Origin of the sequence: Pseudoalteromonas sp. DSM 26666 (assembly GCF_900116475.1) — a bacterium.
Lineage (GTDB): Bacteria > Pseudomonadota > Gammaproteobacteria > Enterobacterales > Alteromonadaceae > Pseudoalteromonas > Pseudoalteromonas tetraodonis.
This window is the reverse complement of the sequence record NZ_FPAR01000001.1, coordinates 386794-403322: the sequence shown is the minus strand read 5'-3', so window position 1 is coordinate 403322 and position 16529 is coordinate 386794. Positions and strand designations below refer to the sequence as shown.

Here is a 16529-nt window from a genome sequence, read left to right as displayed (position 1 = left end):
AAAATGTAAACAAAAAGGGTACAAAACTTAATAAAAATTAACCAATAGGAATTTTATAAATCACTTAAGCATTAAATTTAGGGGGTTTATACAGTACATTTTCCTCTCTAAAGTCGTAGCTAAAACTTGGTACTATTTAAGTAAATCTTTAAATATTATTAAAAAGAAAAAATTGCTATCTATTTGTGTAGCTCACTTTTGTTTTAGCTATATAGTCATGCAGGCATCGTTTTTCTTTACCAAATATAAACATGGGGTTAATAAAGCCCACTATTAACTGACCTATTGCCGGAATTAAGCCCATAAGTTGCATTGGCAGCATACGTTTAAAATATATAGTTGCAAAACTAGCTTTAGTGCCATCTAAGTTTTCGATGCGAATTGACATAAAGTGTTTACCGATTGTTTGGCCATAAAAGTGAAGAAAATAACCATGCAAAGCAACGGTAAAAAACAGGCCATACAAAAAAGAACCAAACAGTGACATCAATGTAGGGTTTTTGAATAAATCAAAACCAATAAAGTATATGAGCACAATAATAGCTATCATGGCAAAAAAACCATCAATAAGCGCAGCGAGTAACCGTACTGATCTAGAAGCTTTTTCTCCTACCTGTTTTATGTGCTTACTTTGTAGAGATGGTTCAGTTTGTTTTTGACGAATTAATTCATCAATTTCTCTTGCTCTTTCTGGATACAATTCACGATCAATCAATTTAGCTGACGAGTAAAGGTCATCCAAAGAATAAGAAGAAAAATCAACCTTAAAATCCATGTGTATACTACTCCTTGCTGCATAATAGCTTTTAAAAACCGAATATTAGTTTGTCGAGAGACAGAAAAAACAAGCAAACCTTGGATAGTCCACTTTAACAACGGTATTATCCCATATTAAGTGGCTCATTTTGCACAAAGCGTATTTTTGCCTCTTTTGATGTGCTTAAAAAATACAGAAAACGCACAAATCCCGCCACACATAAAAGCAATTTTAAAGCTAGATATAGACGAAAAACTAAATTGCTCAGAATACATGTACATCCCTAATAACTGTGCAAAGGTAGCCACACCTATAATAATTAAAAATGGGCACACAACTAGCGTAAACCAAAACCAAATACGTTTAATACCTTTCATAATTAATACCTTCCATTAAAAATCCTTTTCCTTAATTTAACACAAAGATTAATTAGCTAGTGAGTCACCAGCATTTAAAAGCAGCTTATAAGATTGCTGCATGTATTGATGTCTGAAGTCAAGATTTGACCCCATTTGGTTTTCGGCAATTTACAGCTTTACTTTTACCGTTAGGCTCAGTCGCTACCTCAAAGTAAATAATGTCGCCCACTTTAGGTTTACGGCTCATATGTTTGAGCGACGATATGTGTATAAAGGTATCGTGTTGCAGTGTGGTTGATTTAATAAAGCCAAAGCCTTTCTCGTCATTCCACGATTTTAATATTCCTTTGTTCATCCTTGAATCATCCATTTAATAGCTGTTAATTTTACACCCGTTTTAAAACAGGCTCAAAACCAAGCAAACCTAGCGAGCCCACCAACAAACGTACTTTTTCTTATTAACTAACTCATTTTGCAAAAAAGCGTATTTTTGCTTCTTTTAATGTGTTTAAAAATACAGAAAACGCACAAATTCCGCCCCCCATAAACGCAATTTGAAAGCTTGATAGTGACGAGAAACTAAATTGCTGAGAATACATGTACTGCCCTAATAACTGTGCAAAGGTAGCCACACCTAAAATAATTAAAAATGGGCACACAACTAGCGTAAACCAAAACCAAATAAGTTTAATACCTTTCATAATTAATACCTTCCATTAAAAATCCTTTTCCTTAATTTAACACAAAGATTAATTAGCTAGTGAGTCACTAGCATTTTAAAAGCAGCTTATAAGATTGCCGCATGTATTGATGTCTGAAGTCAAGATTTGACCCCATTTGTTATTGATGTCTGAAGTCAAGATTTGACCCTATTTGTTATTTGTGCTCATAAACTTATTCATAGCATCCATACTTTGAGTGGAATATAACGCCTTGCTCACCAGAAAATTAGGAGCGTAGCGAGTAATTTTTCCGAGTGCAGCAACTTGTTAGGCCTCTGCGTCATAAACTTCTCTGATCTTTTGAGCCATTTGTGGCGTGACCGAAAAACCTTCTGCTGTGATGTGACTTAATGCGACATAAGGTTTGCTGCTACCGCCATTTGGTAATCCTAGCTCTTCCTCTATATCGTTTTCTAATACCACTGAAGAACCTATGTTATTATCGATCTCATCAACAATTTTTTGTGTTGATCGATCTGCTGACGCAATTGCATCCACCCCTTTGTGAGCTTGATGATCTCGGTCATAAACAGCCACATATGGGATAGAAAACTTATTCATGAGCTTAACATAAAGAGGGATATTATCTTTTGAGCCGCAATCGATTAACGTATATTCGTATCTGAAAACATCAAGCTCTTTCGCCAACAGAGGAAATACAGTTTTTTCTGTAGCACCCTCTAGCAAAACAACTTTACTTGCAAAAAATAATTCCCCACGATCAGGGTTGATCCAGTAGGAAAGGTTGAAATCTTTCTTTGAATCCCCTTCAAATAAGTCTTCGGTGCACTGTTTAACCTTAGTTCCGTTTAACTCATCATCCTTTGTTGCTATGTAAATAGACTTATAACGCTCTACATCAATTAAACCGCTTGAGTGAGTACAAAGAATAACTTGACTCCCTGACTCAGACAAAGCTACGAATGAGTCGAATAACGACCTTTGTGCTTGGGGATGCAAATAAAGCTCAGGCTCTTCGAATATGAAGTATCTTGAATTAGATGCTTTCCTATTTCCTTGCTCTTCCGCTGACTCCGCCTCAGCAAGAGCCTTCTTAGCAACTACTTGTATTAGCGCAACTGTCAGAGCTCGCTGTAAACCATGCCCTTTTCGTTTTATATCAGTTCTAACACCGTCATCAACCCAAACCTGCGTATTTGCTTTAAATACATTTTCAATATCAGGGGCGTTAACTTCAATATCTACTTTTGCACCCCATGCAACAAGCTCATCAGTTAACTCTTGCTCAAAGTCAGTTAATTGCTGAGGTCTATCATTATTGTCATTGCCTTCCTGATCTTTTCTGTTCAGGGTGGAAAATAGTTTCCCGAGTTTTTCCTTTGTTTCCTTCCAGTCGTTATTGTGTTCAGACATTAAAGCTACAACATCAGCATACATTTTTCCGAAAACACTAGAATCTTTAGAAGAAAAATCATCCGAGGCTTCTTTTACTGCTGGTATAAAGTAAACCTCACCAAATATTCCTTTTGCGACAGTTTTCAATCCAAGAAAGTTTGTCGCCTCAAGCTCAAAAGAGAATTGAATATCTTCCCTGTTATTCTGGATATATTCGTTTTGGGCATCGATGATATTTTGTTTGGTAATTCGACCAGAATCGGGGATATGAGGATGGAATGGCAGACTAGAAGCAAGTTCTCTTTTAGTATAAGCAGAAGCATTTGCTTCTTGAAGCCAGTCATCCGATGGGTTTTCTATGTACCCTCGGTATTCAAAACTACCGCCTAGAAAGGCAGTTTTTCTTACAACTATTTTTTCTTCAGAGGTTAAATACTTCTTGAAGGTAGTTTTGTCTGATCCATCAAGATCACCAAACTCAATTTCCACAAATAGTTCAGTAGAACCATGATAAAAATCCAGGTCTTGTTGCTTTATCTCACCAAAGAAGAACAAGACAGAAGATAAGAGATTCGATTTCCCGTGGTTATTTTGGCCAATGATAACCATCAGATCTTGTGCTTCTAGCTTTTCTTCTTTTACTGAACGCCAGTTTTTGATCCATATACTTTCAATTTTCACTATATATTCCTTGTGGCCTAACGCCCGATTAACGGGTAAAAAATTGTGGGCTAAAATTGAGCGAAGCGAATAGCCCGCAAGTTTTTTATCCCTGTTTAATTGCTTGTTATAGCGCTTTACGCACATCACGTAACTCTTGATCTGAAAGTGGCCCATATACGTCCAAACACAACCATGAAAAATTAGAACCAGCTTGTTCACTAGCCATTTTCATAGCTTTAGTTTCTGAACTCGTATAGCCACCTTCAGTTTTTTCAACGAAATGAATGAGTAAATTAGGCTTAAATATATAATCTGTCCAAGTCTTATAATGACCAATTACATTTTTATATAACTCAATTAATTGTTCGTAATCACCAGCCATAGTTCTAGGGTGGCTTAGCGCTTCAGTAGAAAACACTTCATCAGTAGTTACACCTACAATTCTGGCTTCAACTCTATCTTTGTAAAGCTTGATATAGATAAATTTTCTCATAACTCGACTTGCGCTATAACGCCCCAATAAGAGGCAAAAAATTGTTGGCTAAAATCAGCGAGGCACGAGCGAGAGCCAACTGTTTTTAGTCCTGCTTGATTGCCTTGTTAGCTAGAAATTACAACCACTTGCGCATTTGGGAATATAACTTTAGCTTGACTAAGTACATCGTTAGAAGACTCTATAAAAGTAAATATGTCATAAGCATTATTACTTTGATTAAATACGCTAACTATTTTACCAGCCACTTGGACTTTAATAATATCTGATTGTTTTACTGTTTTAACACCAAAGTTGAAAAGCCTAGAAAAAACAGTGCCTCTGATTAGAACTTTATCATCTTGCACTATAAATGAGTTTTTGTCCCGCTTCACGACTAGCCACACTAAAGCACAAAACAAAAGGAGATTTATAATGAAATTTATAACCGCATAATCATCCATGAACTCAGAACCTTCCTTTCTAGCTAACAGCTTATTGAACACCACTTTGGGGGGTTATAACACCCCAAAACGGCGTATATTACATTGTTCAATAATTCCACTAAACAACTTCAATGTAAACAAGTAATTACGTAGGCTATAAAACACTCGCTGTTAAAATACACCAAAACGACTTTTAATAATGTTATGGGACAAAAATAAACACTGTATAAATGAACAGTATCGCTAAATGTGCCATTTTTTCGCTTATAAAGCACTCAACTGACTTGCAAGTAATTTAGCTCGATGGTTTTAATTTTTGCTGCTGTTTATTATGATGAGCGTATACCTTGCCTTTTTAAATCCATTAAGGTTTTTTCAGTCATTTTTTAAGGATTATCTCATGTCTAGCTATAACGAATCTCCAGAGCAAATTGCACAGGCCACTGAGGGCTATGTGATGCAGCAAACTATGTTGCGTATTAAAGATCCAAAACCGTCGCTGGCATTTTATGAAAACGTATTGGGCATGAAGCTGTTAGGTAAGTACGACTTTCCTGGCATGGAGTTTACCTTGTACTTTTTAGGCTATGAGCAAGATATGCCAAAAGGCGATGATAAACAAAAAATACAGTGGGTGTTTCGCCGCCCTGCGCTGATTGAGCTTACCCATAATTGGGGAACTGAAAACGACGACAGCTTTAGCGGTTATCACAGTGGAAATGAAGAACCAAAAGGGTTTGGCCATATTGGTATAAGCGTACCCGATGTATACGCAGCCTGCGAGCGCTTTGCTAAGTACGATGTGGAGTTTGTAAAACAGCCAGATGGCGGCTCAATGAAAGGCCTTGCCTTTATTAAAGACCCAGACGGTTACTGGATTGAAATACTCTCGCCAGAGGGCATTACTGACATAATTCAATCGCAATAAAAAACATTAAAATAAAAAAGCCTGCAAATGCAGGCTTTTTGTTTACAAGTACTGTGAAAAACTTGAATTTTTTTAACGACGTAGTGCGTCTATACGTGCGTCAAGCGGTGGGTGAGATGAAAACAACTCAGCCATGCCTTTACCACTGGCAATACCAAAGGCCATCATTGAGCCTTCTAATTGCGATGGGTGGTTTTGCTTTAATCGCTCAAGGGCTGAGCGCATTTTGTCTGCGCCTACCAACTGAGCTGCGCCGTTATCGGCTGCAAACTCACGTTTACGGCTGTAATGGGCAACCACTATGCTTGCCAATACGCCAAATAATACTTGGAATAACATATCGAATAAGAAGTAAGTCCAGCTGCTGCCACCCTCTTCTTCATCGCTATTGATAAAGTTGTCAACAATGCCAGCCAGTACTTTAGCGGCAAAAATAACAAAGGTATTAACCACACCTTGAATAAGCGTGAGCGTTACCATGTCGCCATTAGCCACATGCGATACTTCGTGCGCAAGTACGGCTTCGGCTTGATCTTGGCTCATGTTATGTAATAAACCCGTACTTACCGCCACCAGCGAATTATTTTTACTCGGGCCCGTTGCAAACGCGTTCATTTCTGGGCTGTCGTAAATCGCCACTTCTGGCATGTTAATACCGGCTTTTTTAGCTTGAGCAGCCACAGTGTTTACCAGCCATTGTTCGGTTTCGGTACGAGGTTGGGTGATCACTTGCGCACCGGTTGTTTTTTTGGCGATCCATTTCGACATAAATAACGAAATAAACGATCCACCAAAACCAAATACAGTCGCAATTAGTAAAATTCCGCCAAGGCTACGATGGCTTAAGCCCAGCGCACTCATTATGATTGAAAGCACCACACCTAATACCAACATAACCGCGAGGTTAGTTAATAAAAACAAAAATACACGTTTCATACGAGTTCTCCAAAAATAACATTTATTGCTGAGCGATTTACTATGTTTGATCGGCTTTGAGCAATCACTGCGCTATGACACACTATGTCATAACGTCAGCGCTATTCTGTGACAAACTATGTCACAACACAAGGGTTATTTATGGATTTATGGATAATTTTTCAAGCAGGGTTTTATAAATTTGTAATTTAGGGGTTTGCTCTGTGTATGGGCTAATGGCAAGCAGTGGAAATGGTAAACGTGTTTTCAGTGAATCTAGGTTTGCTTGGTATTCATCCATAGTGGCATCAACTTGGTTAGCAATCCAACCAATGCAATTAACACCCATACTTTGCATATGTGCTGCAGTGAGTAACGCATGATTAATGCAGCCTAGTTTCATCCCTACTACTAATATTACGGGTAGTTGCTCTGCTTTTACCCAGTCGTATAAATATTCGTTGTTATTAATAGGTAATGCCCAGCCGCCCGCGCCTTCTGTTAACAGGTAATCGGCACCTTGCTGCTTAACATGTTGATAAGCCGTGCTGAGCTTTTCTACTGTTATGTTTAGTCCCGCTTGCTCTGCAGCTATATGGGGAGCTATTGGCGGCGCAAATGCAAATGGGTTAATTATGTCGTATTTAGCACTGACTGTGGCACTTTCCATTAGCATTAGTGCATCTGCGTTTACGAGCTGCTCAAACGCCATTTCACACCCAGAGGCAATCGGTTTAAAACCTATTGCGCGCTTTTTATGTTGCGCGAGTAACTTTAACAGCAAACTGGTTACATGAGTTTTACCGGCGTCGGTATCGGTACCGGTAATAAAAAACTGGTTCATGGCATGGCCTTATTATTTTTACTGGGCTTTTTCTAATGATAACAATACCACATGGTAAGATACATGGGCTTTATTGTTTATAATCGGATAGGCATCACATACTTTTTGCAGCGCTGATTTGGTTAATAAACCACGACGACTTGTTGCATGATTTTGTGTGGTGGCACCAATGGCTTTAATCGATTTTATAGCCGCTAATGCACTGCTGTGCTGATCGGTATAGATGACTTTTTTTGATGCGTTGATCTTAAACCCGGCCTTTTCAACCGATTGGTTTATATTATTATGGCTTGCAAACTGATTAATATGATTATGTGAATCAAGCACTGCAAAGGCGGTTTTGATCTCGTTTAATGACCCTGCAACAACCGTACTAATATAGGCTTGCCCGCCTGGTTTTAATGCTTGGTAAAGCGAGTGCATTAAGGCTTCTAAATTAGCAGACCACTGCAGCGCAAAATTACTAAATAGCACGTCAATACTGTTAGCTTGCAGCGGTAAATTATCCATGTCGGCGCACAGTTTTGGGGTGTTTAAATCACTACTTTTTAGCATGTTAAAACTTAAATCTATGGCAACAACTTGGCCAAATAATGCCCTTAAAGCCTGAGTATTAACAAGCGGCCCTGCCCCTAGGTCAACACAGAGCTTTTTAGGGTTTGCACTAATGAGTTTAAATAAATCATTTGCCGCTTGTTTTTGCACATTAGCATGCTGGCTATACTTGTTTGCTGCTTTTGAAAAGTTATGCGCCGTGGTTTTTTTTAAAGCCCGAGTCGCTAAATACACTGTAGTGGGATTAAGTAGCTTAGTTTTAATTGCCTGCGGGCTTATCATGAAATAACCTTTTGTAAACCACCAACGAGTTGTTTTATATCGTCATGGGTGTGGGCTGCACTTAAGGTAATACGCAAACGCGAGGTATTGTGTAAAACAGTTGGCGGGCGAATAGCCGTTAGCCAAATACCCTGCTGCTTTAGTTGCTCACTGGCTTTTAACGTTTGCTCGGCGCAGCCTAAAACAATTGGTTGAATCGCGGTGTTAGAGTCCATTAGCGCAATGTGCAGCTCTTTAGCTAGGCGTTTAAACAGCGCAATATTAGCGTTTAATTTGGCTCGCCTGTCGTTGGCGTCTCTTATGCTTTTAATACGCGCCAAAGTATGAGCGGCAATAAACGGTGACATAGCGGTTGAGTAGGTATAATCACGGTTAAACTGAAGCATGTAATCTATAAAATGCTGCGAACCTAATACGCACGCCCCACTACTAGCAACCGCTTTACCAAAGGTGATCACTAAAATATCGGGCAAGGTGTCGGCTGCAATTAAGGCTTCACAACTGCCTAGCCCCGATTTTCCTAAAACACCAAAACCATGGGCATCGTCTATCATTAACCACGCGTTATGCTGCTTTGCTAAGGCAAATAGCGCTTTAATTGGCGCGGTATCACCATCCATGGAGAACACACCTTCAGACACGATGAGCTTATTGCGCGCTTTTGATTTTTCTAGCCGTGAGCGTAAATGGTTTATATCGTTATGGTTAAAGCGTATTAACGCGGCGTTGGCGTGTAATGCGCCATCAATTAAACTGGCATGATTGAGTTTATCTTGAAAAATCGCACTGTGTTGCGCTGTCGCTTTATCTTGGAACAAGGCTTTAATCACACTGCTATTTGCGCTAAAGCCCGAATTAAACAACATACCTGACTCATAACCCAAAGCACTGCATAAAGCTTGCTCAAGCGCTTGCTGTGGCTGTTGATAACCCGTCACTAATGCTGAACTGTGGCTACCGAGTAATGGCGCGCTGGTTAACTCCACCGGCGAATCGCCAAACCCTAAATAATCGTTACTCGCAAAGTTAAGGTAGGTTTTATCATTAACCGTAATAGTGCGCGCCGTTGCGCTTTGCACTACATAGCGTTTACGCAAGAGCTGCTGTGCTTTGCGTTCATCTAAATGGGTATTTATAAATTCAAATGACATAAATGCTTTAACCTTCAACGCAATACTTTAAACCATTACCATAGTACTGAGCACTTTACGCTTCGTAAAACAATTCTGAACTGGCTTTATCGGCCACTTTAGAAGATAAAGACGCAGCAACGGCTTCATCTGAATAGTCTTCGGCCGTTTCAGGGTTCATACCCAGCTTTTTAATTAATTGCATATCGGCATCTGCTTCTGGGTTTTCGGTAGTAAGAAGTTTATCACCATAAAATATAGAGTTAGCACCGGCAAAAAAGCACATTGACTGCATTTGTTCGTTCATTGCTGTGCGCCCTGCTGATAAACGTACGTAGCTATGGGGCATCATAATACGTGCTGTGGCAATGGTACGAATAAACTCAAACTGGTCTAAGTCATCAACGTTTTCAAGCGGTGTCCCTTTTACCTTTACTAGCATATTAATTGGCACGCTTTCGGGCTGCTGGGGTAAATTAGCCAACTGCATTAATAAGCCATAGCGGTCGCTTGCTTGCTCACCCATACCGACAATACCGCCGGAGCATACTTTCATACCAGCGTCTCGCACATTACCAATGGTGTCTAAACGATCTTGGAATGTCCGAGTTGATATAATTTGCTCATAGTATTCAGGTGAGGTGTCGAGGTTGTGGTTATAGTAATCAAGCCCTGCACTGCGCAGTTCATGGGCTTTTTCGTTATTTAACATGCCTAAAGTCATACAGGTTTCAAGGCCAAGGGCTTTTACTTCTTTTACCATTTGCGAAATGTATGGCATGTCTCTGTCTTTTGGATCTGACCATGCAGCCCCCATACAAAAACGGGTAGCGCCTTTTTGTTTTGCTAACCGCGCTTGCTCTACCACTTTTTCTACTTCTATTAGGCGCTCGCGTTCTAAATCAGTTTTGTAATGCCCTGATTGCGGGCAATATTTACAGTCTTCTGGGCAGGCACCGGTTTTAATAGATAACAACGTAGAAATTTGTACTTCGTTTGGATTAAAATTAGCGCGATGCACAGAGGCGGCTTTAAATAATAAATCGTTAAATGGCATTTCAAATAAGGCTTTCACCTCACTGTGGGTCCAATCGTGTCGAACTGTTGCAAGCTCCATAATACTCTCTTTTATTTTTTGCTCTTTGTGTTATTGGCTTAGAATACGTATTGCCGTACCATTGTCAACGAAGCCCACTTAGTTAAAGTTTACATATGATTAATAAACAAACGATAGACCTTGATTTTGATCGTCAGCACATTTGGCACCCCTACACCTCAATGACTCAACCTATTCCGGTTTACCCCGTAACGCATGCAAGTCACAACCTTATTCACTTAGAAACGGGCGAACAACTCATTGACGGTATGGCCTCATGGTGGAGTGCTATTCACGGCTATAACCATCCGGTTTTAAATGAAGCGATGCACGCCCAGATAGATAAAATGAGCCATGTAATGTTTGGTGGCATAACCCACCAGCCGGCAGTAGAGCTCTGTAAAAAGCTGGTAGCGATAACGCCAGAGGGATTAACAAAGGTGTTTTTAGCCGACAGTGGCTCAGTAAGTGTGGAAGTAGCTATAAAAATGGCGCTGCAATATTGGTTAAGCCAAGGGGTTACAACAAAACAAAAATTAATGACCCCGTTCAAAGGCTACCATGGCGATACGTTTGCAGCGATGAGTGTGTGCGATCCTATTAATTCTATGCATAGTTTGTACGCAGGTTTTTTGCCTGAGCATATTTTTGTGCCTGCCCCTATTAGCCAATTTAATAGTGCGTTTAATCAAGCTGAGGCCGATGAACTCGAAAGCTATTTTTTAAAGTACCACCAGCAAGTCGCCGCCTTTATTATTGAACCTATAGTGCAAAACGCCGGGGGGATGAATTTTTATCATCCTGAGTATTTAGCCTGTGTGCGTAAGCTCTGCACTCAATATGATGTGCTGCTTATTTGCGATGAAATTGCCACCGGATTTGGCCGCACCGGCAAATTGTTTGCTGTAGAGCATGCCAATATAGAGCCCGATATACTGTGTATAGGTAAAGCGCTGACTGGTGGCGCAATGACCCTTTCGGCAACCATAACTAGCGACAAAATAGCCACAGGAATCAGCGAAGGAGAAGCTGGGGTTTTGATGCACGGGCCTACATTTATGGGAAATCCGCTGGCCTGCGCTGTTGCCTGCGCCAGTATTGATTTATTACTAAGCCAAAACTGGCAACACCGTATCAGCGAAATAAATACTCAATTACAGCAGCTGCATAAATGCCAAGCGCTCAGGGCCGTGGCGAATGTACGTACTTTAGGAGCTATTGGCGTAGTAGAGCTAACAGAAGAGGCTGGTAGCATTGATGTCGCTAAAATTCAGGCTTATTTTGTATCTCAAGGAGTATGGATACGCCCCTTTGGTAAACTAATTTATCTAATGCCACCGTATATAAGTGACAAAAACAGTATTCGCGCTTTATGTGATGCTATTTATAACGCCATAAAAGGTAAACATTACGTATAGGTAGGTTAACTATTATTAAGGGTTACGTTAAAATTTATGCAAATAATTAGTTTGCTGCCTATTCGTCCCAAAACATTGGTATTTTTAGCCCTGACCTGTCATTTAGTGTGTTGATCTGAGTGATCTTTAGGGATATGATAATGCCTATCATTTACAATAACATTTATGGACTCACTTGCTATGAAAATATTACTTAAGCCTGCCAAGACATTAAGTGCAAGTTTTTTACTCGCCTCTGCGATTTTTGCACAACCTGTATTTGCTAATGGCCCTATTGGTGAGCATGTTAATCACCTTCAAGCTAATTTAAAAACTTACAATGAAGACGTTGAATGGATGATCTCTAAAGTCGATACCATGGTAAGCGATTACGAGAAAAAAGGCGCAAAAGCAGTCAATAGTGATGATTTGGTTGAGTACTGGGAGTCAGTTAAATTCCACAGCGCAATAGAAACTAATTACGTGCCTGTCTATGCCTCTATTTGGCAAGGTTTGTATGGCATAAAAATGGCTATCGATAATAAAAAACCAGCGCTAGAAGTACGCAAACAACAACAAGCAATGAACAATGCCCTATGGCAAGGATTAGGCGCAGTTAAATTGGCGGCTAAGTTTCAACAAAAAGGGTTATTAGATAGCGTTAAAGCAACAGCAACCAAAGAAATGACGCAAAGCGCGACTATCGACGAAATTAAACATAAATTAGACCGAGTGGTCGCTAAATACGCAGAACGTTTAAGCGATGAAGCCACCAACATAGTGCACGATACTTACCTACATTTATTTGAAGGTGTTGAAGGTACACTAATTGAACAAGACGCGAAGTTAGTAGAAGTTCTAGAAAAAGACTTTAACGTAACACTTCCACAAGCAATTTCTAATAATAAAAGTGTTGATGAAGTTCGTGATGTGGTTGTTGATATGCAAACCAAACTAAGCCGCGCTCAAACGCTGATTGAAAAAGCAGAAAAAGCACGTAAGGATGTATTTTAAGTGAAACGCAGAACCTTTATTCAAGGCTTAGCTGCGTTAGGGGTAGCGGGTGCTTTACCGCTATCGCTTTCACGCGCTTTTGCCGCTGATATTGCTATTGCAAACCCCGTGTCTGTTGATACATTGCCTAAATTAAAAGGTGCATTGACGCTTTATTTAGGCCGTGGTGAGGGTGGCTTATACGAAAACGTATTACAAGCCATTCAAAAAAAGAACCCTGATCTTGACCTTGCCATTCGTCGCGGCCCTACCGCAGCGCTTGCCAACACTATTGTTGCCGAAGCAAATGCAGGGGTTAAACGTGCCGACTTATTTTGGGCAGTCGACTCTGGGGCAATTGGTTTAGTTACCGATGCCGGCCTTGCCAAGCCCATGCCGAGTGATTTATCAGCGCAATTACAGCCACAATTTAGATACGATGAATGGGCACCTGTTACTGGTCGTATACGTACTTTGCCTTTTAATACTGAGCGTTTAACCAAAGAGCAAATTCCAACAAGCATTATGGACATTGCCGACAGTGATTTAAGTATTGGTTGGGCGCCTGCTTATGCTTCTTTTCAATCGTTTATTACTGCTATGCGACTTTTAGAAGGTGATGATAAAACGGCTAAGTGGCTCAAAAAAGTTAAAAAACGTTCTAAAACCTACGCAGGTGAACTCGGTGTGGTAATGGGCGTTGAACGTGGTGAAGTAGACATTGGTTTTGCTAATCATTACTACACGCTGCGCTTAAAATCAGGTAAGCCAGATGCAAAACTTGATTTAGCCTTTACGCAAAATGATGCTGGCTGTTTAGTTAACGCTTCAGGTATTTTATCGTTATCTGAAGACCCACTGGCAATCAACTTTATGCGCTATTTACTTAGCATTGAAGTGCAAAGTTATTTAGCAAGCGAAGCCTATGAAATCCCTTTGGTTAATGGCATTACTCAACCCGATGGATTGCCTAAGTTAACCAGTATTTCGCCACCTAAAATTGATTTAACTCAGTTGGCTGATTTACGCCCAACTATAGATTTAATGCGCAGCAGCGGCGTTTTATAATGCGAATACCTACATCTTACCCAATGGCGCTGCTTGCAGCGCTAGTAACCCTGACTCCTATTTTTGTTTTAATTACGCTTGCCTCTGACGCAAGCTCTTTTTTTGATAGCCATAATTTAACTATTTTAGGCAATACCCTGTCGTTAATGGGGTTAACCGTATTAGGTTCAATTTTAATTGGTGTGCCCTTAGCATTCATTAGCGCCTATGTGCAGTTACCGTTTAAAAAGTTTTGGCTGGTGGTGTTTGCAGCCCCGCTTGCTATTCCTAGTTACATTGGCGCTTTTACGCTTTATGCTGCATTTGGTCCCGGCGGTGAAATAAACAACTTACTTGGTTTTGAAACCCCTTCTATGTATGGGTTAACGGGAGCCGCCATTGTCATGACCTTGTATACTTTTCCGTTTGTTATGATGACTACCCGTTCGTCTTTACTTAGTTTAGATGCCAGTATGGTCAACGCTGCTCGCACACTGGGTATGTCGATGACGCAAAGCGTATTTAAAGTTATTTTACCCCGCGTAATAAATGGCATTGCTGCAGGGTCATTATTGGTTGCGCTGTATACCTTATCTGACTTTGGTACCCCCGCAATGATGCGCTTAGATACGTTTACCCGTGTTATTTATGTGGAATACAATGCCTTTGCCTTAAGCCGTGCGGCTATGTTGTCACTGCAACTGATGGTGATTGTTGGCTTTTTATTAATGATTGAATCACAAATAAAAACCGCCTCAGAGCGTCAAGGTCGTTCGCTTATTTTATTCCCTAAAAAATGGCAACTAGGCGCTATGTTTGCCACCTTTGCGCCTATTTTATTACTCGCTATTGGCCTACCTTTAGCAGTATTTACTTTGTGGTTAGTGCGTGATGGCTTTAACTCGTTTGATTTTAGTATTGCCTGGCATTCAACTTACGCTTCAGCCATTGCCGCTATTATTACAGTTATTGTTGCCATTCCGGTTGCCCATGCGGCTTTAAGTGGTAAGGCCGGTAAAGTAATGGAACGCGTTACTTACTTTGGTTTTGGTATTCCGGGTATTGTTATGGGCACAGCGCTTGTGTATGGCGGCTTACAACTGCCCTTTTTATATCAAACGCTGGGCTTATTGATTATTGCTTATATGCTACGTTTTTTACCACTTGCGGTAGGTTCTGTGCGTACCAGCACCGAGCACCTTGACCCGAGTTTGGTAAAATCAGCGCGGGTATTAGGCGCAAGCCCGCGCGAAGCCTTTACGCGTATTACTTTACCCCTAACTATGCGTGGTATTATTGCAGGTGGTGCCTTGGTCTTTTTAGAATCAATGCGCGAATTAGAAGCCACACTTTTATTAGGCCCCACCGGCTTTGAAACGCTTTCTACTTACTTATGGCGTGTTTACGAAGCCGGTTATTTTGGCCGTGCTGCTATTCCTGGCTTATTATTGGTGGTGATTTCTGCGGGTGCTTTAGCTATTATGATGTCTGGCGAAAAACGCAACCAGTTTGAACATTAAGGATTTATAAAAAATGCTATCTGTAAGTCAGTTGTCTATAGATTATGGCAGTAATCGTGTTGTTAGCGATTTAAATTTCACCCTAGGTGAAAGCGAAATATTAATGCTTGTTGGTCCAACAGGTTGCGGAAAAAGTACGATTTTACAAGCGTTAGCGGGGCTTTTACCGATTAGCGACGGTGAAATTAAAGTGGCTAAATGGACTGCTACGCCAAAACATACCGTGGCGCCTGAAAAACGTAGCGTGGGTATGGTGTTTCAGGACTTTGCGTTGTTTCCCCATTTAACAGTTGAACAAAACGTATGTTTTAAATTAAAAGACACCAGCCCTGCCGATCACTGGCTAAAACTTCTTGGTTTAGATGCATTTAGGCATAAAAAACCAGCCACACTGTCAGGCGGGCAAAAGCAACGCGTAGCATTAGCACGCACCCTTGCCCACCAGCCTGACTTTGTATTACTTGATGAGCCGTTATCTAACCTTGATGCCGCCTTAAAAGATATGTTGCGTTGGGATATACGAAATGCGCTTAAAAAAGCTGGCGTACCGGCAATTTGGGTAACGCACGACCAAGAAGAAGCACTATCGGTGGGCGATCGTGTGGGTGTTTTAAAAGGCGGTAAAATACAACAAATTGACACCCCAGAGCAGTGTTTTAGTACACCAAACAACCGCTTTGTTGCCCGCTTTTTAGGTGAAGCCAGCTTTATAAAAGGAACCCTAAATAACGGCCAAGCGCTTACCGATATTGGTAATGTGCCTGCAAACGGCGTTGATTGTGACACTGGTGAGGTTGACGTATTATTACGCCCAGACGATGTGTTACTAGTACAAAGCAGTATTGGTAATAATGGTGAAGTAATTTGGGTACGCTTTGAAGGCGGTAGCCGTTTATGCGCTGTTAAACTTGCATGCGAAACCGTGGTAACTAGCCGAGTAAGCCATGAAGTGGTTGTACACCCAGGTGACAAGGTGCATGTATCGCTCAGTACGTCTCACCCATTGGCGGCATTTAAAAGCTAGTAGCCTATTTATCTTACTTGAGA

The 16529-nt window shown here is 40.6% G+C and carries 17 protein-coding genes and 1 pseudogene; 6 read left to right on the top strand and 12 right to left on the bottom strand.

Translation table 11 applies throughout. The features are described 5' to 3' along the window. Positions 1 to 175 precede the first annotated feature (175 nt). The 7 genes and pseudogenes from BM380_RS01825 to BM380_RS01795 form a co-directional block, all read right to left on the bottom strand. The gene (locus tag BM380_RS01825) at positions 176 to 775 is read right to left on the bottom strand and encodes an RDD family protein (RefSeq protein WP_090492565.1); all 600 of its coding nucleotides are present in this window, start codon (positions 773 to 775) and stop codon (positions 176 to 178) included. Between the two features lie 125 nt (positions 776 to 900). Further along, entirely contained in the window at positions 901 to 1134 is a 234-nt protein-coding gene (locus BM380_RS01820) for a hypothetical protein (RefSeq protein ID WP_090492563.1), read from the bottom strand. Between the two features lie 142 nt (positions 1135 to 1276). Then, positions 1277 to 1471: pseudogene (locus BM380_RS01815) on the bottom strand (cold shock domain-containing protein); the annotation flags it as partial. A 112-nt stretch (positions 1472 to 1583) separates the two neighbouring features. Next, complete coding sequence (locus BM380_RS01810; protein ID WP_090492561.1) at positions 1584 to 1817, bottom strand: hypothetical protein; 234 nt, start codon at positions 1815 to 1817, stop codon at positions 1584 to 1586. Positions 1818 to 2105: 288 nt separating this feature from the next. Continuing rightward, positions 2106 to 3875 carry an ATP-dependent nuclease gene (locus BM380_RS01805; protein WP_090493042.1) on the bottom strand — a complete coding sequence of 590 codons (1770 nt, stop codon included), beginning with the start codon at positions 3873 to 3875 and terminating at the stop codon, positions 2106 to 2108. Positions 3876 to 3981: 106 nt separating this feature from the next. Beyond that, positions 3982 to 4350, bottom strand: coding sequence for a hypothetical protein (locus BM380_RS01800; RefSeq protein ID WP_028835737.1), 369 nt, complete (start codon positions 4348 to 4350; stop codon positions 3982 to 3984). A gap of 107 nt (positions 4351 to 4457) precedes the next feature. After that, a complete protein-coding gene (locus BM380_RS01795) occupies positions 4458 to 4793 on the bottom strand; it encodes a hypothetical protein (protein WP_090492559.1) in 336 nt (111 codons plus the stop codon). A 382-nt stretch (positions 4794 to 5175) separates the two neighbouring features. On the opposite strand from BM380_RS01795, the gene gloA reads away from it, so the two are divergent. Next, the gene (gene gloA / locus BM380_RS01790) at positions 5176 to 5703 is read left to right on the top strand and encodes a lactoylglutathione lyase (protein ID WP_090492557.1); all 528 of its coding nucleotides are present in this window, start codon (positions 5176 to 5178) and stop codon (positions 5701 to 5703) included. 72 nt (positions 5704 to 5775) lie between these two features. Here the strand turns inward: gloA and htpX are convergent, their stop codons facing one another. The 5 genes from htpX to bioB all read right to left on the bottom strand — a co-directional run bounded on the left by htpX (position 5776) and on the right by bioB (position 10546). Beyond that, on the bottom strand, positions 5776 to 6639 hold the full coding sequence (gene htpX, locus BM380_RS01785; protein WP_090492556.1) for a protease HtpX: 864 nt from the start codon (positions 6637 to 6639) through the stop codon (positions 5776 to 5778). Positions 6640 to 6778: 139 nt separating this feature from the next. Further along, a complete protein-coding gene (bioD, locus tag BM380_RS01780) occupies positions 6779 to 7462 on the bottom strand; it encodes a dethiobiotin synthase (protein ID WP_090492554.1) in 684 nt (227 codons plus the stop codon). An 18-nt stretch (positions 7463 to 7480) separates the two neighbouring features. After that, complete coding sequence (locus BM380_RS01775) at positions 7481 to 8299, bottom strand: methyltransferase domain-containing protein (RefSeq protein WP_090492552.1); 819 nt, start codon at positions 8297 to 8299, stop codon at positions 7481 to 7483. Continuing rightward, complete coding sequence (locus tag BM380_RS01770) at positions 8296 to 9450, bottom strand: aminotransferase class I/II-fold pyridoxal phosphate-dependent enzyme (protein WP_090492550.1); 1155 nt, start codon at positions 9448 to 9450, stop codon at positions 8296 to 8298. Before BM380_RS01770 ends, BM380_RS01775 begins: the two co-directional genes overlap by 4 nt. Positions 9451 to 9505: 55 nt before the next feature. Further along, the gene (gene bioB / locus BM380_RS01765) at positions 9506 to 10546 is read right to left on the bottom strand and encodes a biotin synthase BioB (RefSeq protein WP_090492548.1); all 1041 of its coding nucleotides are present in this window, start codon (positions 10544 to 10546) and stop codon (positions 9506 to 9508) included. A 95-nt stretch (positions 10547 to 10641) separates the two neighbouring features. On the opposite strand from bioB, the gene bioA reads away from it, so the two are divergent. The 5 genes from bioA (at position 10642) to BM380_RS01740 (ending at position 16506) form a co-directional block, all read left to right on the top strand. Next, entirely contained in the window at positions 10642 to 11943 is a 1302-nt protein-coding gene (gene bioA / locus BM380_RS01760; protein ID WP_090492546.1) for an adenosylmethionine--8-amino-7-oxononanoate transaminase, read from the top strand. A gap of 180 nt (positions 11944 to 12123) precedes the next feature. Then, a complete protein-coding gene (locus tag BM380_RS01755) occupies positions 12124 to 12936 on the top strand; it encodes a hypothetical protein (RefSeq protein WP_013464977.1) in 813 nt (270 codons plus the stop codon). Further along, complete coding sequence (locus BM380_RS01750; RefSeq protein WP_036957285.1) at positions 12937 to 13983, top strand: extracellular solute-binding protein; 1047 nt, start codon at positions 12937 to 12939, stop codon at positions 13981 to 13983. Continuing rightward, positions 13983 to 15482 carry an ABC transporter permease gene (locus BM380_RS01745; RefSeq protein WP_090492544.1) on the top strand — a complete coding sequence of 500 codons (1500 nt, stop codon included), beginning with the start codon at positions 13983 to 13985 and terminating at the stop codon, positions 15480 to 15482. Before BM380_RS01750 ends, BM380_RS01745 begins: the two co-directional genes overlap by 1 nt. Before the next feature lie 13 nt (positions 15483 to 15495). Continuing rightward, entirely contained in the window at positions 15496 to 16506 is a 1011-nt protein-coding gene (locus BM380_RS01740) for an ABC transporter ATP-binding protein (protein WP_090492542.1), read from the top strand. Positions 16507 to 16529: the final 23 nt, after the last annotated feature.

What these genes read in the sequence shown, in the direction of transcription:
- BM380_RS01825 (WP_090492565.1), bottom strand. Translation starts at nt 775, where the DNA reads ATGGATTTTAAGGTTGATTTTTCTTCTTATTCTTTGGATGACCTTTAC.
- BM380_RS01820 (WP_090492563.1), bottom strand. Translation starts at nt 1,134, where the DNA reads ATGAAAGGTATTAAACGTATTTGGTTTTGGTTTACGCTAGTTGTGTGC.
- BM380_RS01810 (WP_090492561.1), bottom strand. Translation starts at nt 1,817, where the DNA reads ATGAAAGGTATTAAACTTATTTGGTTTTGGTTTACGCTAGTTGTGTGC.
- BM380_RS01800 (WP_028835737.1), bottom strand. Translation starts at nt 4,350, where the DNA reads ATGAGAAAATTTATCTATATCAAGCTTTACAAAGATAGAGTTGAAGCC.
- BM380_RS01795 (WP_090492559.1), bottom strand. Translation starts at nt 4,793, where the DNA reads ATGGATGATTATGCGGTTATAAATTTCATTATAAATCTCCTTTTGTTT.
- gloA (WP_090492557.1), top strand. Translation starts at nt 5,176, where the DNA reads ATGTCTAGCTATAACGAATCTCCAGAGCAAATTGCACAGGCCACTGAG.
- htpX (WP_090492556.1), bottom strand. Translation starts at nt 6,639, where the DNA reads ATGAAACGTGTATTTTTGTTTTTATTAACTAACCTCGCGGTTATGTTG.
- bioD (WP_090492554.1), bottom strand. Translation starts at nt 7,462, where the DNA reads ATGAACCAGTTTTTTATTACCGGTACCGATACCGACGCCGGTAAAACT.
- BM380_RS01775 (WP_090492552.1), bottom strand. Translation starts at nt 8,299, where the DNA reads ATGATAAGCCCGCAGGCAATTAAAACTAAGCTACTTAATCCCACTACA.
- BM380_RS01770 (WP_090492550.1), bottom strand. Translation starts at nt 9,450, where the DNA reads ATGTCATTTGAATTTATAAATACCCATTTAGATGAACGCAAAGCACAG.
- bioB (WP_090492548.1), bottom strand. Translation starts at nt 10,546, where the DNA reads ATGGAGCTTGCAACAGTTCGACACGATTGGACCCACAGTGAGGTGAAA.
- bioA (WP_090492546.1), top strand. Translation starts at nt 10,642, where the DNA reads ATGATTAATAAACAAACGATAGACCTTGATTTTGATCGTCAGCACATT.
- BM380_RS01755 (WP_013464977.1), top strand. Translation starts at nt 12,124, where the DNA reads ATGAAAATATTACTTAAGCCTGCCAAGACATTAAGTGCAAGTTTTTTA.
- BM380_RS01745 (WP_090492544.1), top strand. Translation starts at nt 13,983, where the DNA reads ATGCGAATACCTACATCTTACCCAATGGCGCTGCTTGCAGCGCTAGTA.
- BM380_RS01740 (WP_090492542.1), top strand. Translation starts at nt 15,496, where the DNA reads ATGCTATCTGTAAGTCAGTTGTCTATAGATTATGGCAGTAATCGTGTT.